The organism is Caballeronia sordidicola (assembly GCF_002220365.1).
GTDB classification, from domain to species: domain Bacteria; phylum Pseudomonadota; class Gammaproteobacteria; order Burkholderiales; family Burkholderiaceae; genus Caballeronia; species Caballeronia sordidicola_C.
In genome coordinates this window covers 59,849-76,050 of sequence record NZ_MTHB01000011.1, presented here as the reverse complement: position 1 = coordinate 76,050, position 16,202 = coordinate 59,849, and the positions used below count along the sequence as shown (strand labels likewise).

General features: G+C 57.5%; 15 protein-coding genes, 1 other RNA gene and 1 pseudogene. 5 read left to right on the top strand and 12 right to left on the bottom strand.

What is annotated here, in order from left to right; translation table 11 throughout:
* Window positions 1-382: 382 nt before the first annotated feature.
* Window positions 383-1,516 carry an anhydro-N-acetylmuramic acid kinase gene (locus BSU04_RS00820; RefSeq protein ID WP_089158813.1) on the top strand — a complete coding sequence of 378 codons (1,134 nt, stop codon included), beginning with the start codon at window positions 383-385 and terminating at the stop codon, window positions 1,514-1,516.
* 252 nt (window positions 1,517-1,768) lie between these two features.
* Here the strand turns inward: BSU04_RS00820 and erpA are convergent, their stop codons facing one another.
* From erpA to rplM, 3 genes are all read right to left on the bottom strand, one after another.
* Window positions 1,769-2,134, bottom strand: a complete 366-nt coding sequence (gene erpA, locus BSU04_RS00815) for an iron-sulfur cluster insertion protein ErpA (RefSeq protein ID WP_031357523.1) — start codon at window positions 2,132-2,134, stop codon at window positions 1,769-1,771.
* Between the two features lie 241 nt (window positions 2,135-2,375).
* The gene (gene rpsI / locus BSU04_RS00810; RefSeq protein ID WP_089158812.1) at window positions 2,376-2,768 is read right to left on the bottom strand and encodes a 30S ribosomal protein S9; all 393 of its coding nucleotides are present in this window, start codon (window positions 2,766-2,768) and stop codon (window positions 2,376-2,378) included.
* Between the two features lie 11 nt (window positions 2,769-2,779).
* The gene (gene rplM / locus BSU04_RS00805; RefSeq protein ID WP_031357525.1) at window positions 2,780-3,208 is read right to left on the bottom strand and encodes a 50S ribosomal protein L13; all 429 of its coding nucleotides are present in this window, start codon (window positions 3,206-3,208) and stop codon (window positions 2,780-2,782) included.
* A 654-nt stretch (window positions 3,209-3,862) separates the two neighbouring features.
* Here rplM and BSU04_RS00800 point away from each other — a divergent pair.
* Window positions 3,863-4,285: an OsmC family protein gene (locus BSU04_RS00800; RefSeq protein WP_031357526.1), complete on the top strand. Its 423-nt coding sequence runs from the start codon at window positions 3,863-3,865 to the stop codon at window positions 4,283-4,285.
* Window positions 4,286-4,360: 75 nt separating this feature from the next.
* Here BSU04_RS00800 and rnpB read toward each other — a convergent pair.
* From rnpB to pyrC, 3 genes and pseudogenes are all read right to left on the bottom strand, one after another.
* Window positions 4,361-4,778, bottom strand: an RNA gene (gene rnpB / locus BSU04_RS00795) — RNase P RNA component class A.
* Window positions 4,779-4,911: 133 nt separating this feature from the next.
* Window positions 4,912-5,637, bottom strand: a pseudogene (locus BSU04_RS00790) (DUF3025 domain-containing protein); the annotation flags it as partial.
* A gap of 169 nt (window positions 5,638-5,806) precedes the next feature.
* Entirely contained in the window at window positions 5,807-6,889 is a 1,083-nt protein-coding gene (gene pyrC, locus BSU04_RS00785) for a dihydroorotase (RefSeq protein WP_089158811.1), read from the bottom strand.
* A 375-nt stretch (window positions 6,890-7,264) separates the two neighbouring features.
* Here pyrC and BSU04_RS00780 point away from each other — a divergent pair, with 375 nt between their 5' ends.
* Together BSU04_RS00780 and BSU04_RS00775 are read left to right on the top strand one after the other, a co-directional pair.
* The gene (locus tag BSU04_RS00780) at window positions 7,265-8,176 is read left to right on the top strand and encodes a class II glutamine amidotransferase (RefSeq protein ID WP_089158810.1); all 912 of its coding nucleotides are present in this window, start codon (window positions 7,265-7,267) and stop codon (window positions 8,174-8,176) included.
* Between the two features lie 104 nt (window positions 8,177-8,280).
* The gene (locus BSU04_RS00775) at window positions 8,281-8,634 is read left to right on the top strand and encodes a YegP family protein (RefSeq protein WP_089158809.1); all 354 of its coding nucleotides are present in this window, start codon (window positions 8,281-8,283) and stop codon (window positions 8,632-8,634) included.
* A gap of 143 nt (window positions 8,635-8,777) precedes the next feature.
* Here BSU04_RS00775 and BSU04_RS00770 read toward each other — a convergent pair whose 3' ends face one another.
* The 6 genes from BSU04_RS00770 to BSU04_RS00745 form a co-directional block, all read right to left on the bottom strand.
* The gene (locus BSU04_RS00770; RefSeq protein WP_031357531.1) at window positions 8,778-9,503 is read right to left on the bottom strand and encodes an amino acid ABC transporter ATP-binding protein; all 726 of its coding nucleotides are present in this window, start codon (window positions 9,501-9,503) and stop codon (window positions 8,778-8,780) included.
* Window positions 9,500-10,177, bottom strand: coding sequence for a glutamate/aspartate ABC transporter permease GltK (gene gltK / locus BSU04_RS00765; protein WP_089158808.1), 678 nt, complete (start codon window positions 10,175-10,177; stop codon window positions 9,500-9,502). Before gltK ends, BSU04_RS00770 begins: the two co-directional genes overlap by 4 nt.
* Window positions 10,177-10,917, bottom strand: a complete 741-nt coding sequence (locus BSU04_RS00760; RefSeq protein WP_089158807.1) for an amino acid ABC transporter permease — start codon at window positions 10,915-10,917, stop codon at window positions 10,177-10,179. The genes gltK and BSU04_RS00760 overlap by 1 nt, the downstream gene beginning before the upstream one ends.
* A 69-nt stretch (window positions 10,918-10,986) precedes the next feature.
* On the bottom strand, window positions 10,987-11,880 hold the full coding sequence (locus BSU04_RS00755) for a glutamate/aspartate ABC transporter substrate-binding protein (RefSeq protein ID WP_089158806.1): 894 nt from the start codon (window positions 11,878-11,880) through the stop codon (window positions 10,987-10,989).
* 280 nt (window positions 11,881-12,160) lie between these two features.
* A complete protein-coding gene (locus BSU04_RS00750; RefSeq protein WP_089158805.1) occupies window positions 12,161-13,483 on the bottom strand; it encodes a Glu/Leu/Phe/Val family dehydrogenase in 1,323 nt (440 codons plus the stop codon).
* 109 nt (window positions 13,484-13,592) lie between these two features.
* Window positions 13,593-14,561: a LysR family transcriptional regulator gene (locus BSU04_RS00745; RefSeq protein WP_089158804.1), complete on the bottom strand. Its 969-nt coding sequence runs from the start codon at window positions 14,559-14,561 to the stop codon at window positions 13,593-13,595.
* Window positions 14,562-15,766: 1,205 nt separating this feature from the next.
* On the opposite strand from BSU04_RS00745, the gene BSU04_RS00730 reads away from it, so the two are divergent.
* Window positions 15,767-16,057: a hypothetical protein gene (locus tag BSU04_RS00730; RefSeq protein ID WP_089158801.1), complete on the top strand. Its 291-nt coding sequence runs from the start codon at window positions 15,767-15,769 to the stop codon at window positions 16,055-16,057.
* Window positions 16,058-16,202: the final 145 nt, after the last annotated feature.

Sequence of the window (16,202 nt, the reverse complement as noted above, 5' to 3'; positions counted from 1 at the left end):
TTATTCGGGGCGCTAACAGGCGCCGATCGGGCAACAGCCGCTGCTTCCGGATTCGTCCACAGTCGCGTTCGGACACGGAAAAAAGTGCGGCATTCGCTTGTTCAGGCAACGGATTTTACGTGATGTCGTCTGCCTTCGCCCCGTTTTCCCCTCATGTGTGCCGTGCGTTGGCCGTTCGGCCATGTTTCGAACGCCCCGGCTCCGGAAGCCGTGTGCGAAACATGGCCGAACGGACAGCGGCTTAACGAGTCGCGTCGATGCGTGGATAATCGGTCCATCGCGGCTGCTTTGCCCGAAAGAATTGCACCGATGACTGCTTGAACAAGGTCATCGGTGAACCCGCATCGAACAGGAGAGCAACGTGGCGCGACGGACCGAGGCAATGGAGGCAGGCGACATGGCGGACGGCGTGTACTTTGGGCTGATGTCGGGCACGAGCATGGACGGCGTGGACGGCATTGCCGTCCAGTTCACCGCCGGCAAGCCGCCGGTTGTACTCGGCGAGGCTCACGTCGGGTTCTCGCAAGGCCTGCGCGACGCGCTGTTCGCCCTCCAGGCCCCTGGTGACAACGAACTGGAGCGCGAAGCCCTTGCAGCGAACGCGCTGGCCACGCGCTACGCCGTGTGTTGCCACGAACTGGCGAGCATGAGTGGCTACTCGTCCGCTAAAGTCCGCGCGATCGGCGTACACGGGCAAACGGTGCGGCATAGGCCGGAAAAGGGCTACACACGGCAAATCAATAATCCCGCGCTGCTCGCAGAGATGACCAACATCGACATAGTCGCCGACTTCCGTAGCCGCGACGTCGCTGCCGGCGGTCAGGGCGCGCCGCTCGTCCCGGCATTTCACGCGACCATTTTCGGTAGCAAGAACGAGACGCGCGTGGTCTGCAACCTGGGCGGCATCAGCAACATCACCATTCTCTCGGCGAATGGCGGTGTCCACGGCTTTGATTGCGGACCAGCGAACGCATTGCTGGACGAATGGGCGCACCGGCATCTGAAACGCCCCTTCGACGAAGGCGGTCATTTCGCGGCGCGAGGCCGGGTGCACCGTCCGTTGCTGAACGCCCTACTCAACGAACCGTTTTTCGAACAGCAGCCGCCTAAAAGCACTGGCCGAGATCTGTTCAACCCTGCGTGGCTCGACACCAAACTCATCAGTTTTGAAAAAATGTCGCCGGAAGATGTGCAAGCCACGCTTGTCGCGCTGACCGCCATCACCGTTGCAAGAGAAATCGAGCGGCATGCTTCCGATTGCCGTGCGGTCTACATATGCGGCGGAGGTGCCCGCAATCCGGTGCTGATGCAGGCTATCCAGCAGGCGCTTGGGGAGAGCGGCGTGGCCGGTGTCCCCGTGATGACCACTGAAGCGCTCGGCGTGCCACCACAGCAGGTCGAGGCATTGGCGTTTGCTTGGCTTGCGATGCGCTGCGTGGCTCGTAAGCCGGGCAATGTTTCGGCAGTAACAGGCGCTGCCGGGGAACGGGTTTTAGGCGCGATTTATCCGCGTTAAGGGCATCCGGCCCCTAACCACCTTTGGTTCGTGAAGTGGCTATCGGCACAAAAAAGAAACTCACGGCTCTCTCAGGCGTACCGCAGGGAACCTGATCCGCTGCCCCATAGCCTCAGTTTTGATCGAAGCACACGTCCAGCCGGACGCACCCACAAAACGCACACGCAAAACGCACACGCAAAACAAAAACGGAGCCCGAAGGCTCCGTTTCACATCTGCATAATGCCGCGCAATCGAATCAACTAATCAGGATCACGCCGAGAACGACGATCCGCAACCGCAGGTGCTGGTCGCGTTCGGATTCTTGATCACGAACTGCGCGCCGTTCAGATCGTCTTTGTAGTCAATCTCAGCGCCGACGAGGTATTGATAGCTCATCGAGTCGATCAGGAGCTGGACGCCCGCCTTGTCCATCACGGTATCGTCTTCGTTGATGGCTTCGTCGAACGTGAAGCCATACTGGAAGCCCGAACAGCCGCCGCCCTGCACGAACACACGCAGCTTCAGTTCCGGATTGCCTTCTTCGTCGATCAGTTGCTTGACCTTGTCAGCTGCTGCGTCGGTGAAAACAAACGGCAACGGCATTTCGGTCGTGGGGGTGTCGGTGACAGCGTTCATTCGAACTCTCCAAAAAAGCTTCTAGCACCCATTGTAGGGCTGATCTCAATATCGTGCTGGAAGCCCATGTAATCAATAGGCTATCGCTTCACACTATCCCGAATTTGCCGCGGCTGCTGGGGACATCGCTGAAAGACTGCCGCGATCCGTGACCATTGGCCACGAAAAAAGCCGCCAGCGCAGACACGCAGGCGGCTTTTCGAGCCATTTCGCCGCAACAACGACGAAACCGCCAAACAGCTTAACGCTTCGAGAATTGTTTCCTGCGACGTGCCTTGTGGAAACCAACTTTCTTACGTTCAACTTCACGAGCATCGCGGGTAACAAAGCCGGCTTGCGACAGCGTAGGCTTCAGCGTTGCGTCGTAGTCCATCAGTGCGCGGGTGATGCCGTGGCGAACTGCACCGGCCTGACCCGTTTCGCCGCCGCCGTTCACGTTGACTTTGATGTCGAACGTGGTGGCGTGGCTCGTCAGTTCAAGCGGCTGACGCACGATCATCAGCGACGTTTCGCGCGAGAAATAATCAGCAATGGGCTTGCCATTGACGATGATCTGACCCGTGCCGGACTTGATGAACACGCGGGCAGTGGCGCTCTTGCGGCGACCCGTACCGTAATTCCAATTACCGATCATATGGGCTCCCTTTAGATCTCGAGCGCTTTAGGCTGTTGAGCCGTATGCGGATGCGTTGCGCCAGCGTAGACCTTGAGCTTCTTGATCATCGCGTAGCCGAGCGGACCTTTCGGCAACATGCCCTTAACAGCTTTCTCGAACGCGCGGCCCGGGAAGCGTTCTTGCATCTTGTTGAACGTCGTTTCGTAGATGCCGCCCGGATAGCCCGAGTGACGGTAGTACTTCTTGTCAGTACCCTTGTTGCCCGTGACGCGCAACTTGCTGGCGTTGATGATGACGATAAAATCGCCAGTGTCGACGTGCGGGGTGAACTCGGGTTTGTGCTTGCCGCGAAGTCGGGCGGCCACTTCACTGGCGACACGTCCGAGAACCTTATCCGTCGCGTCAATCACGTACCATTCACGCGTCACCTCATGGGCTTTTGCGGAAAACGTCTTCATGATCGATCCAAAAAATAAATCTGCCCTGCTTTGTCCCGCTTGTATGTTCGTGCGCATCGAGGCGCGTGCGGGCTCTCCCTGGTTCTCGTCCACGGGCATGGTGCGGATAGAGAACTTTGAATTATAAGGGAAATTTCGATGTGAAGTCAAAACTTGCCTGTCGGCCAGGCAAATTCACTCCGATTCAGCGCTGAACGCTCGCAGCGCAGAGTCATTTTGCGAGCGAACGACCGAGCTGCCATGACCGAAATTGATGCTAAAGCAGACGAAAAAAAGCCCGAGCCTTGGGCTCGGGCTGAATCCACCTAGGAGGAGGTGGAGGAGACAGAGCAAGTATATGAACTGCTTTTGTGCAAAGCAAGTAAATTTGCATTATGGGATAGAGTTTCATAATGTAAAATTACATCGAAACCCAAAATCAATAAATTTATTATTTACAATCATATACTTATATAAAAATAAAAAGTCCGGCTGACGCGATTTATGACAAAAACCCCCTATTCCCAGTAGGGAAATCGCGGATTTGTCTAATGTATTGCAGCGCAACAATATCTTGCGACTGACGCAAACGCGGGCACTGCTTCAATTCCTACAATCAGCTAAAACGCTACAATCGACACGTTAGACAAGTGTCTTAGGCACCGGAGTTTTCTTATGGAATGCAAAGTTAGCTGGATGGGGCAGGACGGAATGGCGTTTGCCGCGGAGACGGGCAGCGGTCATCTGGTCACAATGGACGGCGCGCCCGAAGGCGGCGGCCGCAATCTCTCGCCGCGGCCAATGGAAATGGTCTTGCTCGGCACGGGCGGCTGTACCGCGTACGACGTCGTGATGATTCTGAAGAAAAGCCGTCAGGAAGTCGTGGGTTGCTCGGTGACGCTCAAAGCCGAGCGCGCAAGCGAAGATCCGAAGGTGTTCACGAAGATCCACTTCCACTTCACAGTGACAGGCAAGAACCTGAATCCCGCGACGGTCGAACGCGCGATCACGCTCTCACACGACAAATACTGCTCGGCGTCGATCATGCTGGCGAAGACGGCCGAATTGACGCATTCCTTCGATATCGTCGCGAGCTGAATTCCTGGCATTGTAGAAAAAAGCAGGTCGAAAAAAAGCCGGCGTCATCACTGACGCCGGCTTTCTTTTTGCATCTCACAAAGCAGGCCGATAAGCCGGATTCTGTGCGCACTTCACGCCCGAAAGCGTGACGCGCGTGGCAGCCATTCCTCTAGTCGCGCCATTACTGACGCGCTCAAGCTCCCTACCCGCAGACGAGACGGAGGCACCGTCCTGCATCTCGAAGATGCGCGCCTGCCTACTTGGAATTGCTCCGGGTGGAGGTTACCTTGCCGGTCTGCCTTGCAGCAGCCGCGGTGCGCTCTTACCGCACCGTTTCACCCTTACCTGATCCCCGAACTTGCGCCCGGGGCCATCGGCGGTTTGCTTTCTGTTGCCCTGTTCCGCGTGTCGCCACGGATGGCCGTTAGCCATCACCCTGCCTGGTGGAGTCCGGACTTTCCTCGCCCTCTCCGGCCGAAACCGGATCAGCCGCGACTGCCTGGCCTACTTTGCGACAACGATTTTAGCATGGAGGATGCTGCAGCCTCGACGTCAGGCTCGGGCGCCCGCCAAGTCGGCGATCGGCGGCCCGATCGAAAGACTTGGGGGTCATCGTAGAAAGAAGGGACTTCGTTCTCAGGCCACCAGCCCGGCACGCCCAGCACCGGCAGTGGCGTGAACGATCGGCTGGAAATGGCTTCGCTCTTTAGCCGTTCAGACACTGCATGGTCAAGGATCGCGCGGCGCCCGGCATCGGAGGCGGAGGCGGAGAAATAGGCCGGCTCGACTTCTACGATCCAGGCGTGCCCCGTGCACGCCTTGTACGGGACGACGAGCTTTTGCAGCAGCGCGTGGCCGAAGATGCGTGCCTCGCATCGAAGGCCCCAGGCTGCGCGTTGTTCGCCGAGCAACGTGCGCCAGTCGAATGCGCGAAGTGCAGCGGCGAGCGACGCGTCAGCGCAGGCAAAGAGGATCGCGTTTTCGTCGAAGAGCGTTAGCGCGTCACGCGCTGCGCCTCGTGTGGGACCAATGCCAAGCACATCGATTTCCGCAGCTTGGCCGGCGTTCAGCGCCGCCTTGATGCGCGGATACTGAAACCACATCGCGGCGTTGAAGAAATCGTGCAGGTTGTAGCGCGTGGGCACGCACCCGGTCTCGGCGATATGCCCTTCATACGATGCCCCCGCCGGCAACTCGTCCTGCGCAATGAACGACAGCGGCTTGCCCTGTCCGGTTACGTGCGGGTCAGTGTGTGCATCGGAGTTAAGCGTGGAAAGATAGGCTGGATAGCTTTCGAGTGCGGCCCGGCGCCAGCGCTCGCCACGCTCGGCAAGTGGCGCCAGCCACGGACGCGACCAGTCAATGTCCATGAAGCCCTGCGCCGCGCGCGTATTGGCGAGGTGCGATGCCATTCTCGCGCTTTCAGGCTTCGGTGCATTTTCCCGGTCGGACATACGAGTAGCTCGAGAGGCTGCAAGGTCTTGAATCAAGCAAACAACTGGCACGCCCGGACCTGCCCCAAGCGTTCCCCGGCAACCGTCACTCCATGCGCCAGCCGATCGATTCTCCGCCGCCCAGCGGCACGATCTCGTCACCGCCCGCCATGAACTCCGCCGGTAGCGTCCAGGGTTCGCGGCGCAGCGTCACGCTCTCGGTCGAGCGCGGCAAACCGTAAAAGTCGGCACCGTGGAAACTCGCGAAACCCTCGAGTCGATCAAGCGCGCCGGCCTGATCGAAGGCTTGCGTGTAGAGTTCCAGCGCGTGCAGCGCCGTGTAACATCCCGCGCAGCCGCACGCGTGCTCCTTCAGCCCTTTCGCATGCGGCGCGCTGTCCGTGCCTAGGAAAAAGCGCGGATTGCCCGACGTAGCCGCCGCGAGCAGCGCCACGCGATGCGTCTCGCGCTTGAGCACCGGCAAGCAGTAGTAATGCGGCCGGATTCCGCCGACAAACAGCGCATTGCGGTTGTACAGCAGGTGATGCGCGGTCAGCGTGGCGCCGGTCGGGCCGTCGGCATCGCGGACGTAATCGGCGGCGTCCTTCGTCGTGATGTGCTCGAACACGACCTTCAGCGCGGGAAAATCGCGGCGCAATGGCGTCATCACCCGATCGATAAACACCTTTTCGCGATCGAACATATCGATGGCCGGGTCTGTTACTTCGCCATGCACGAGCAGCGGCAGGTCGTGCTTTTGCATCGCTTCCAACGTCTTCGCGCACTTCGCGATGCTCGTGACACCAGCGTCCGAATTGGTCGTCGCCCCAGCGGGATACAGCTTTACCCCGTGGACGAAACCGCTTTCGCGAGCGAGGCGAATTTCGTCGGGCGGCGTGTTGTCGGTGAGATAAAGCGTCATCAGCGGCTCGAAACGCGCACCCGGGCCGTCCTTGGGCAACGCGGCCAGAATGCGCCCGCGATACGCCGCCGCCATGTCGGTCGTCGTCACTGGCGGCCGCAGGTTCGGCATGATGATCGCCCGGCCGAACTGTCGCGCCGTGTGCGGCAGGACAGCGGCGAGCACGGCGCCATCGCGCACGTGCAAATGCCAGTCGTCAGGACGCACGAGCGTAACGGAGTAAACGGAAGGTGAGGACGAGGCGGAGGCAGGCGTGGAAGCGGACATTGGCGTGATAGCGATGAAAATAATCGGATGACGAAAACGCAGGGACTGTGGCGGCCGCGAAACCAAAAAGCTTCAGCACGCACGCAAACATAAGCGAGGCTGAAACACCTCCAAGCGGCGCAGCTCCGCTATGAATATCGGCGGACCGGATCAGTGAATCAAGCGCCGGCACCAGGTGCTCAATCAGGCTACCAGCGGAAGCTTCGAACCCAATCGGTCAGTTTTTCGTCCGCAAACCAACCATACCGTGGAAATTCCACAACGATGCCACCCCGCGGTCGAAAGCCGCGATTTTTTGGCGGTTTCGTCGGTGCTATGCTTTGGCAACCCGTATTGTAACGGTTAGCTCCATTCACCCAGTCTGCAGCCTCAGCAATGTGCCAACTTCTCGGAATGAACTGCGCGGAACCAACGGACGTGACTTTCTCGTTCACCGGTTTCGCGGCGCGTGGCGGCGTTACCGACCATCACGCGGACGGCTGGGGCATTGCGTTCTTTGAAGACAAGGCGTGTCGCCTTTTCATCGATCACCAGTCGTCGGCCAGTTCACCGCTCGCCGAAATGGTCAAGCGTTATCCGATTAAATCGAAGAACACGATCGCGCATATTCGCAAGGCCACGCAAGGTCACATCCTGCTTGAGAATTGCCATCCGTTCATGCGCGAGTTGTGGGGACGGCATTGGATTTTCGCGCACAACGGCGACCTGAAGGATTTCAAGCCCTGCCTGAACGGGCAATATCAACCGGTCGGCACCACCGACAGCGAGCTGGCGTTCTGCGCTTTGCTGCAAGGTCTGCGACGCGAATTCCCAGGCTGCCAACCGCCGCTGGACGAACTGTTCGCGGCGCTGGAAAAGCTCACGCGCGAGATTACGCAATTCGGTGTATTCAATTTCCTGATGTCGAACGGCCAGGCGCTGTTCACGCATTGCTCCACGCACCTGTACTACCTCGTGCGCAGTTGGCCGTTCTCCACGGCGCATTTGATCGATGCCGACATGTCGATCGATTTCGCGAAGTACACCACGCCGGAAGATCGAGTCGCGGTGATCGCCACGTCGCCGCTCACCGACGACGAAATCTGGACGCGTTTCGCGCCCGGCGACCTGGCGTTGTTCCAGCACGGCGCGTTGCTCAGGACGCTCAACGTTCCGGTGCCAGAGGACGTCGCGGAGAAAGCGCGCGAACCGTTGTGCAAGGTTTGCGTTGAATCGGTGCTGCGTGTTGAGACTATAGAGACCATCGCAACGACCGCGGATGTGGAGACCGAACTCGGTATAGAGTAGATGCGGAGTAGATGCGGAGTAGATGCGGAGTAGATGCGGAGTAGATTCGCGGCCGAGGAATCACCTGAACTCACGCTTGTTCCACTACCCAGGGAGCTTATGCCATGTCAGGAAAATTCGTCATCGACCGTGCCCGTAACGGCCAGTTCTATTTCAACCTGCGGGCAGCCAATGGCGAACCGATCCTCAAGAGCGAGACGTATGTCACGCGAGCGTCGGCGGAACATGGCATTGCATCGGTCAAGGCGAATGCGCTGATCGACGAACGCTACGAGCGCAAGACGGATAAAAGCGGCGCGCCTTATTTCAACCTGAAGGCCGGCAATCACGAAATTATTGGCGTGAGCGAGGCTTATAGCAGCGCGGCCGCCAGGGATGCCGGGATTGATTCGCTGAAGAAAAACGCGCCCGATGCAGTGACACAGGACAACACGAAAGCAGCTTCAACCAGCCACTAGCGCTGGACAACACACAAAGACAAAAATGGCCGTTTTCCAGCTCACGCTGGAACGGCCATTTTCACATCGCACGCTTCTTTGAAACCAATGGAAACAACACGCCAGGCTGATCGGCGTTAGCCGACGCAGCCTGTATCACACCATCAATGCAGGATCTTCGCCAAAAAGTCCTTGGCCCGATCCGACTTCGGATTCTCAAAGAACGCGTCCTTCTTGTCGTCTTCCACGATCAAGCCCTTGTCCATGAAGATCACGCGATGCGCAACCTTCTTCGCAAAGCCCATTTCGTGCGTCACGCACATCATGGTCATGCCTTCCTGCGCGAGTTCGACCATCACGTCGAGCACTTCGTTGATCATCTCCGGATCGAGCGCGGACGTGGGTTCATCAAAGAGCATGGCGATCGGATCCATCGATAGCGCCCGCGCAATCGCCACCCGCTGCTGCTGCCCGCCGGACAGCTGACCGGGGAATTTATCGGCGTGAGTGCTCAAGCCTACGCGCTCCAGCAGCTTCAATCCCTTGGCCGTCGCTTCGTCCTTCGAGCGCCCCAGCACCTTGATCTGCGCCAGCGTCAGGTTCTGCACGATCGTCAGATGCGGGAACAGTTCGAAGTGCTGGAACACCATGCCAACTTTCGCGCGCAGCTTCGACAAGTTGGTTTTCTTATCGCCGAGCGATTGCCCGTTGATCGTGATCTCGCCCTTCTGGAACGGCTCGAGTCCGTTCACGGTTTTAATCAGCGTCGACTTGCCCGAGCCCGAAGGACCGCACACCACGACCACTTCGCCCTTTTTGACTTCCGTCGTGCAATCGGTGAGGACTTGAAACGGGCCATACCATTTCGAAACATTCTTGAGTGAGATCATCGAGCGACCTTTTTCTGAAGACTTTTGACAAGACCCGATGCAACCAGGCACACCACGAAATAACAGGCGCCGGCGAACAGCACCATTTCGACGGTCGTGCCGTCGCGATCGCCCACATTCGTTGCCGTGCGGAAAAAATCCGCGAGGCTGATCACATACACCAGCGACGTATCCTGGAACAACACGATAGCCTGCGTGAGCAACAACGGAACCATCGCCCGAAACGCCTGCGGCAGCACGATCAGCTTCATGGACTGCGTGTATGTCATGCCGAGCGCGAACGCCGCGTTGACCTGCCCGCGCGACACCGCCTGAATCCCTGCACGGATAATCTCCGAATAATACGCGGCCTCGAACAACGAGAAAGCGACCATGGCGGAGGCGAGCCGGATATCGATTTCCGGCGATAACCCAAGCACATTCTGCAGGAATTGCGGCACGATCAAAAAGAACCACAGCAGCACCATCACGAGCGGGATCGAACGAAACAGCGTGACATACCCCTTCGCGAACCATTCGAGCGGCTTGATGCCCGACAGGCGCAGCAGCGCGAGCACGGTGCCCCAAATAATCCCGAACACGAGCGCGAGCACCGTGATCTTGAAGGTGATGATGGCGCCGGTCCAGAGCGTAGGCAGCGAGCTCAGCACACTGCTCCAATTGAAATGATGCATCACTTGCCTCCAATGTAGCCGGGCAGCCGAGTCTTCGCTTCGACTACCTTCATCAGTTGCATGACGACCAGATTGATCAGCATGTAGGCAAGCGTGACGGCGATGAACGACTCATACGACTGCGCGGTGTAGTCCACAAGTTGCCGCGCCTGGGCCGACAATTCGAGCAACCCGATGGTCGACGCCACCGCCGAGTTCTTGAACACGTTCAGGAACTCCGACGTGAGCGGCGGCACGATGATCCGGTACGCGACGGGCATCAGGATGTAACGGTAGGTCTGCCATTCGGTGAACCCCATGGCGAGACCAGCGGCGCGCTGTCCGCGCGGCAAGGCCGCAATGCCCGAGCGCACTTGCTCGCACACGCGTGCTCCGGTGAACAACCCGAGGCAGATAATGGATGACGAATAGAACTGCGCGTTTGGCGGCAACTGCTTGAACCAGTTGCCGATGGAAACGGGCAGCAACTCTGGTATCACGAGATACCAGATGAAGAACTGCACGAGCAGCGGGATATTCCGAAAGATGGCGACATAACCGGTGCCAATGGCAGCCAGCTTCCTGTTGGGCACAGTGCGAAGAATGCCGAACAACGAGCCGACCACGAGCGCCACGACCCATGACGCGAGCGACACGGTCACGGTCACCCAGAAACCGGAAATGAGCCAGCCAAGATAGGTTGTCGGCTCGCCGGTCGAGACGGGGCTTAGGAAAACACCCCAATTCCAGTGGTAGGACATGGACTCCCTCCAAAAGAAAACGGAAGAAGCAGCGCTCCTTCCGTTTCCATCAATCAAGCAGAACCGAGATTAGTCGATTGCCTTGTCGTTCGGGTTCTTGAAAAGCGCCTTCATGTCATCGCTTTCCGGGAAGTTCAGGTTAAGACCCTTCGGCGGAATCGGACTTTCGAACCACTTCTTGTAGATCTTGTCGCCTTCACCCGAGGTTTCGACCTTGGCGATGGCGTCATCGACTACCTTCTTGAACTCCGGATCGTTCTTGCGCAGCATGCAGCCATAAGCTTCACGCGATTGCGGCGTACCGACAATCACGAAATCGCCCGGATTGCTTGACTTCGCACGTTCGCCGGCCAGCAACGCGTCGTCCATCATGAACGCGACGGCGCGTCCCGTCGACAACGTCAAAAACGAGTCGCCGTGATCCTTTGCGCTGATGATGTTCATGCCCATGTTCTTGTCCTGGTTCATCTTGCGAAGCAGGCGCTCGGACGTGGTTCCAGCGGTCGTCACAACGGTCTTGCCTTTCAGGTCGGCGAAGTCCTTGATCCCCGAATCCTTCTTGGTCATCAGGCGCGTGCTGATCACGAAGATGGTGTTGGAGAACGCGACTTGTTGCTGACGCTCCAGGTTGTTCGTGGTCGAACCGCACTCGAGGTCGATCTGGTTACCCGTCACGAGCAGCAAGCGGTTTTGCGACGTGACCGACTTCTGTTGAATCTTCAGGTTCGGCAGGTTGAGCTTTTCCTTGACGGCTTCAACCACCTTCAAAGCAAACTCATACGAATAGCCGATGACCTGTTGCTTGTCGTCGTAGTACGAGAACGGAATCGACGACTCGCGGAAACCCAGGTAGATATTCCCTGAATCCTTGATCTTCTTGAGCGTATCGTTGTTTTGCGCCTGCGCGCCCGATGCGAAAAGACCCAATGCGGCGAGCAGCAGCGCGGCTTTTTTAATCTTCATGTGTTGATCTCCTTGGCGAAAACGGCGCAAGTTTAGCAGGGTAATAAATTTGAAAGAATGAATGTTGTCCACAGTTGTTATTTTTGAGACACCCGCTGTCATGTCCGGCTGAGCGGGGGTTTCAGCGCTTTCAATTGCTCTGGTTCTGCCCTAATTTTCTTGTTTTTTTACGCGAAAAGCCCGTCGAGGTCCCGAAGGACGCCGACGGGCGTCTTGATGCTTTTTGCGTTAGCGCCGCTTCATGCAGCCGCGCGCTCGCAAACGTTTCTTTTGCCTGAAATCACGGATACAAACCGCGCATTTCGCGCGCTTGAAGAATTCGCGTACAAGCGACAATAAATGCCGCCGTGCGCACTGACACCGAATGCTCGCTCGCCACTTGCCACACGGCCGCGAACGCTTCGCGCATCACACGTTCGAGTCGCTGGTTGATTTCGTCTTCAGTCCAGAAGAAGCTCGAGAAGTCCTGCACCCATTCGAAATACGACACCGTCACGCCGCCCGCATTCGCGACCACGTCGGGGATCACGAGAATGCCCTTGTCGTGGAGAATGTCGTCGGCCGCCGTTGTGGTCGGACCGTTTGCGCCTTCCACCACGATCTTCGTCTTGATTTTCGGTGCGTTTTCTTCCGTGATCTGGCCTTCAAGCGCAGCCGGAATCAGGATATCGCTTTCAATGGTCCAGAACTCGTCTTTGCTGATCGGATCCGCGCCTTCGAAGCCGCCCACGCCGCCATGCTTCGCCACGTGTTCGAGCAAAGCAGCCGCGTTGATACCCGACGATTTGTACAGCGAACCAGTGTGATCCTGCACCGCCACCACTTTCGCGCCGGCTTCCTGGAACAGCCGTGCAGCGATCCCGCCGACGTTACCAAAACCCTGCACGGCGATGCGCGCACCTTCAATGTCAAAGCCAATCCGGCGCGCCGCTTCCGAGCCCACGACAAACACGCCGCGGCCGGTTGCTTCCTTGCGGCCGAGCGAACCGCCGAGGGAGATCGGCTTGCCGGTCACAACGCCGGTTGCTGTCTGGCCCTGGTTCATGGAGTACGTGTCCATCATCCACGCCATGATCTGCTCGTTCGTGTTGACGTCCGGTGCAGGGATATCCGTATTCGGCCCAATGATGATGCCGATTTCACTCGTATAACGACGCGTCAGCCGTTCGAGTTCGCCACGCGACAACGTGCGCGGATCGACACGAATACCGCCCTTCGCGCCGCCGTACGGCACGTTCACAGCCGCGTTCTTCACCGACATCCACGCCGACAGCGCCATCACTTCGGAAAGCGTAACGTCCTGGTGATAGCGCACGCCGCCCTTGCCCGGACCACGCGACATGTTGTGCTGGACCCGATAGCCTTCGAAGTGCATGACCGTGCCGTTATCGAGTTCGATAGGGCAATCGACGATCAGGATGCGCTTCGGGCGCTTGAGGGTTTCAATCCAGCGCGACAGCGAGCCGAGATACGGCGCGACGCGATCGACCTGCTGGAGGTAGTTACCCCAAGGGCCGAGATGCGTGGAATCGAGATAGGAGGGAATGACGTGCTGAACAGCGGGAACAGCAGAAGCGGTGCGATCTTGTTGCGGCGATGACATCGAAGCTCCAGCGTTGTGTGGAATAGCTTCATTGTGGAAAATTCGGATATTGAAATCCAATGCCGTTTCATCATTGCGTTATGTTTATCTTGCATAACGTCTGTGAGGCTTATGTGGCAGGGGTTTGCGCGGGCCTCGATACCTCTTCGCCCACGGCTTCCCAAAGATTACGCATCAGGGCCTGCCGCGGATCGTCACCCTTCGCCGCCATTTTGTCGCGGTACAAACGAATTTCCATCGTGAGCGTGAACTGACCCGCCGGTGTTCCGCGGGTTCCCCGGTCGAGCCGGATCAAGCTGCCTTCATCGACTTCCTTCTCAACCGCGCTGTGCGGCAGGAAGGCCACGCCGTGACCGGCCAGTGCCATTGCCTTGAGGCCTTCGGCCATGTCGGTTTCGTAGACCTTGTCGAGATAAAGACGTGTTGGCGAGGTCGCGATGATCACTTCCGTCATGCGGCCGAGATAAGCGTTAGGCGTGTACGAGAGATACGGCGCGGGGGCATCGGCGGTAGCGGGCAATGTGTAGCGCGCGCGGCCACCTTTGTTCACCGATGAGAACGGGCTGATGGGTTCGGTGCCGAGCGTCAGCATGTCGTAGCGGGCGGGATCGAGCGCCATCGGATGGCTCGGATGGTGATAACCCATCACCAGATCGCAGCCGCCTTCCACCAGCGACAACACGGCGTCATGCACGTTCAGCGCGCGCAAACGCGTGTTGATGCGGCCAAGCCGCGCTTCTATGTGGTGTAGCCAGCGCGGGAAATAGGTCAGGGAGAGCGTGTGCGGAACCGCAAAGTCGATGGTCGCATTGGGCACGCCGGTCTGTCCACGCAACAGCGTGCGCGCTTCGTGGAACTGCGAGAGCATCGCGAGCGCCTGCTCGTAGAAAACCTGACCGGCTTGCGTGAGGCGGGTCGGGTAGACGGAGCGGTCGATAAGATCCGTGCCCAGCCACGCTTCGAGCGCCTGGATCCGGCGCGAGAATGCCGGCTGCGTGATGTGCCTCAGTTCAGCCGAGCGGCTGAAACTGCGCGTCTCCGCGAGCGAGACGAAATCTTCGAGCCATTTCAGTTCCATGCGGCTCCCTCGGCCTGATTGGTGTGCGTCTGGAGACGCGCAGGCATTTTACCGTTCTGGCCGTTTCGACCTTGGGCGGGTTTGCAACGATCCGACATGAAACGCACGGCGCAAAAACTCCGCGCACAACGCTCGATGCGAAACTAGACGCGCCATTGTTACGCCGAGCGCACACGTCGGGTGCCGCGTCGCAGTGTCGTCAGTGCATGTTCGCCGCGAGCGGTTGCCTGAGCGGGTGCCCATGAAAGAAGCGAGCAAGCGCGCAGCCATTCGTTCTGCCAGCGTTCTTCCACGCGACAGGCCCGCACATCTTTCACGGCGCTTGCGTTTCTAACAGACAGCGTTTTGTTGGCGATCAATTGATTCCATGTGTCGCAGATGCGCAAACATTCATCATGAACGATGTAAAATTTATTCACAAATATCAAATTTCAGAAACGCTTTCCTTGAAATATGGCGCCGATATATCTAATGTTGAATCGTGTTACATCCATTTAAAAGGAAGATTATGCGCTGCATTAGATCCTATATTTTTTCCATCGTCGTGGTCCCTTTTTTATTTCTTTATGGCAGCACCTCTTTCGCGGCATGCACCGCCTGCTCTCAGGTTTCCAATTCTCAAGTGCATTTGAAAGAAGTAGGGTTCGCGGCGGGAGACTTTTACTGGGCGGAGTTGACTGACGGACGAGTTGTAGAACTGACCGACGGCGCGTTTAAACTAGCACAGATAGCAGTCATGACGGGAGCAATATTTTATATCGACACTCCGACACGCACATTTTCCATGTTCCAACCGTAGTAACCAAGCGCCAGCACCTGCCTCAATCAACGGTCTTTCGCTCTATGAATAGCCTGGCTCCTCTAAGGCACCGCCTGGGAAGCGTTCCAAGTAGCCTCAGCTATAGGCCGGTACAGTTAAATTTTTAGCATTATTCAACTTAGGAATTTCAGCGTTTTCTAATCGACCTGCTGAAGCAAAGAGTTATGTAGATAATACATCGCACTCTCTTCCCGACAGAAAGATGGTTACCGGTGCCGTGCCAGTGAATCACGACTGGCCGGATTACGAAAAACGCTTTTTATAATTTTTACTATCCGATATTCGAGTATTTTGACCTGGATCAGACGATCAAATTAAAACCCTTGAAGGGCAGCCGTGCAGCATTTAAAGCCCGATCACTTCCACTTATTTTAAAGGAAAAACCATGACCAAATTCAAGCGGGGAATGCTTGTCTCCTTGTTAGCGCCATTTGCCTTTTCGCTTGGAAACATGGCAGTCGCGGCATGCAATGACTGCGTTCAAATTCGGGGAGAGACGGTTACGTTGAGAGAAGTAGGCTTACAGGAAGGCAGCCATTACTTCGCTGTGACGAGCGATGGAAGACGTATCAACCTGACTCCAGGCGCATGGAAATTGGCGCAAATTGCTGTCGTCACGGGACAAAGAATGTATGTCGACACCACTAAACCATCAGCGTCATTGTTTAACGACTAAAAGATCCCTGCTGAAAACCGCATATCCACAGATTTGCTGCCGGCGAAACTGCTGACTTCGGGAAAGCATCTTCACAATCGGACGAAACGACCCGGCTAAGCGCCGGGGTAGCGCCGCCGTACCTTTTTCCTTCTCCGACATTCAA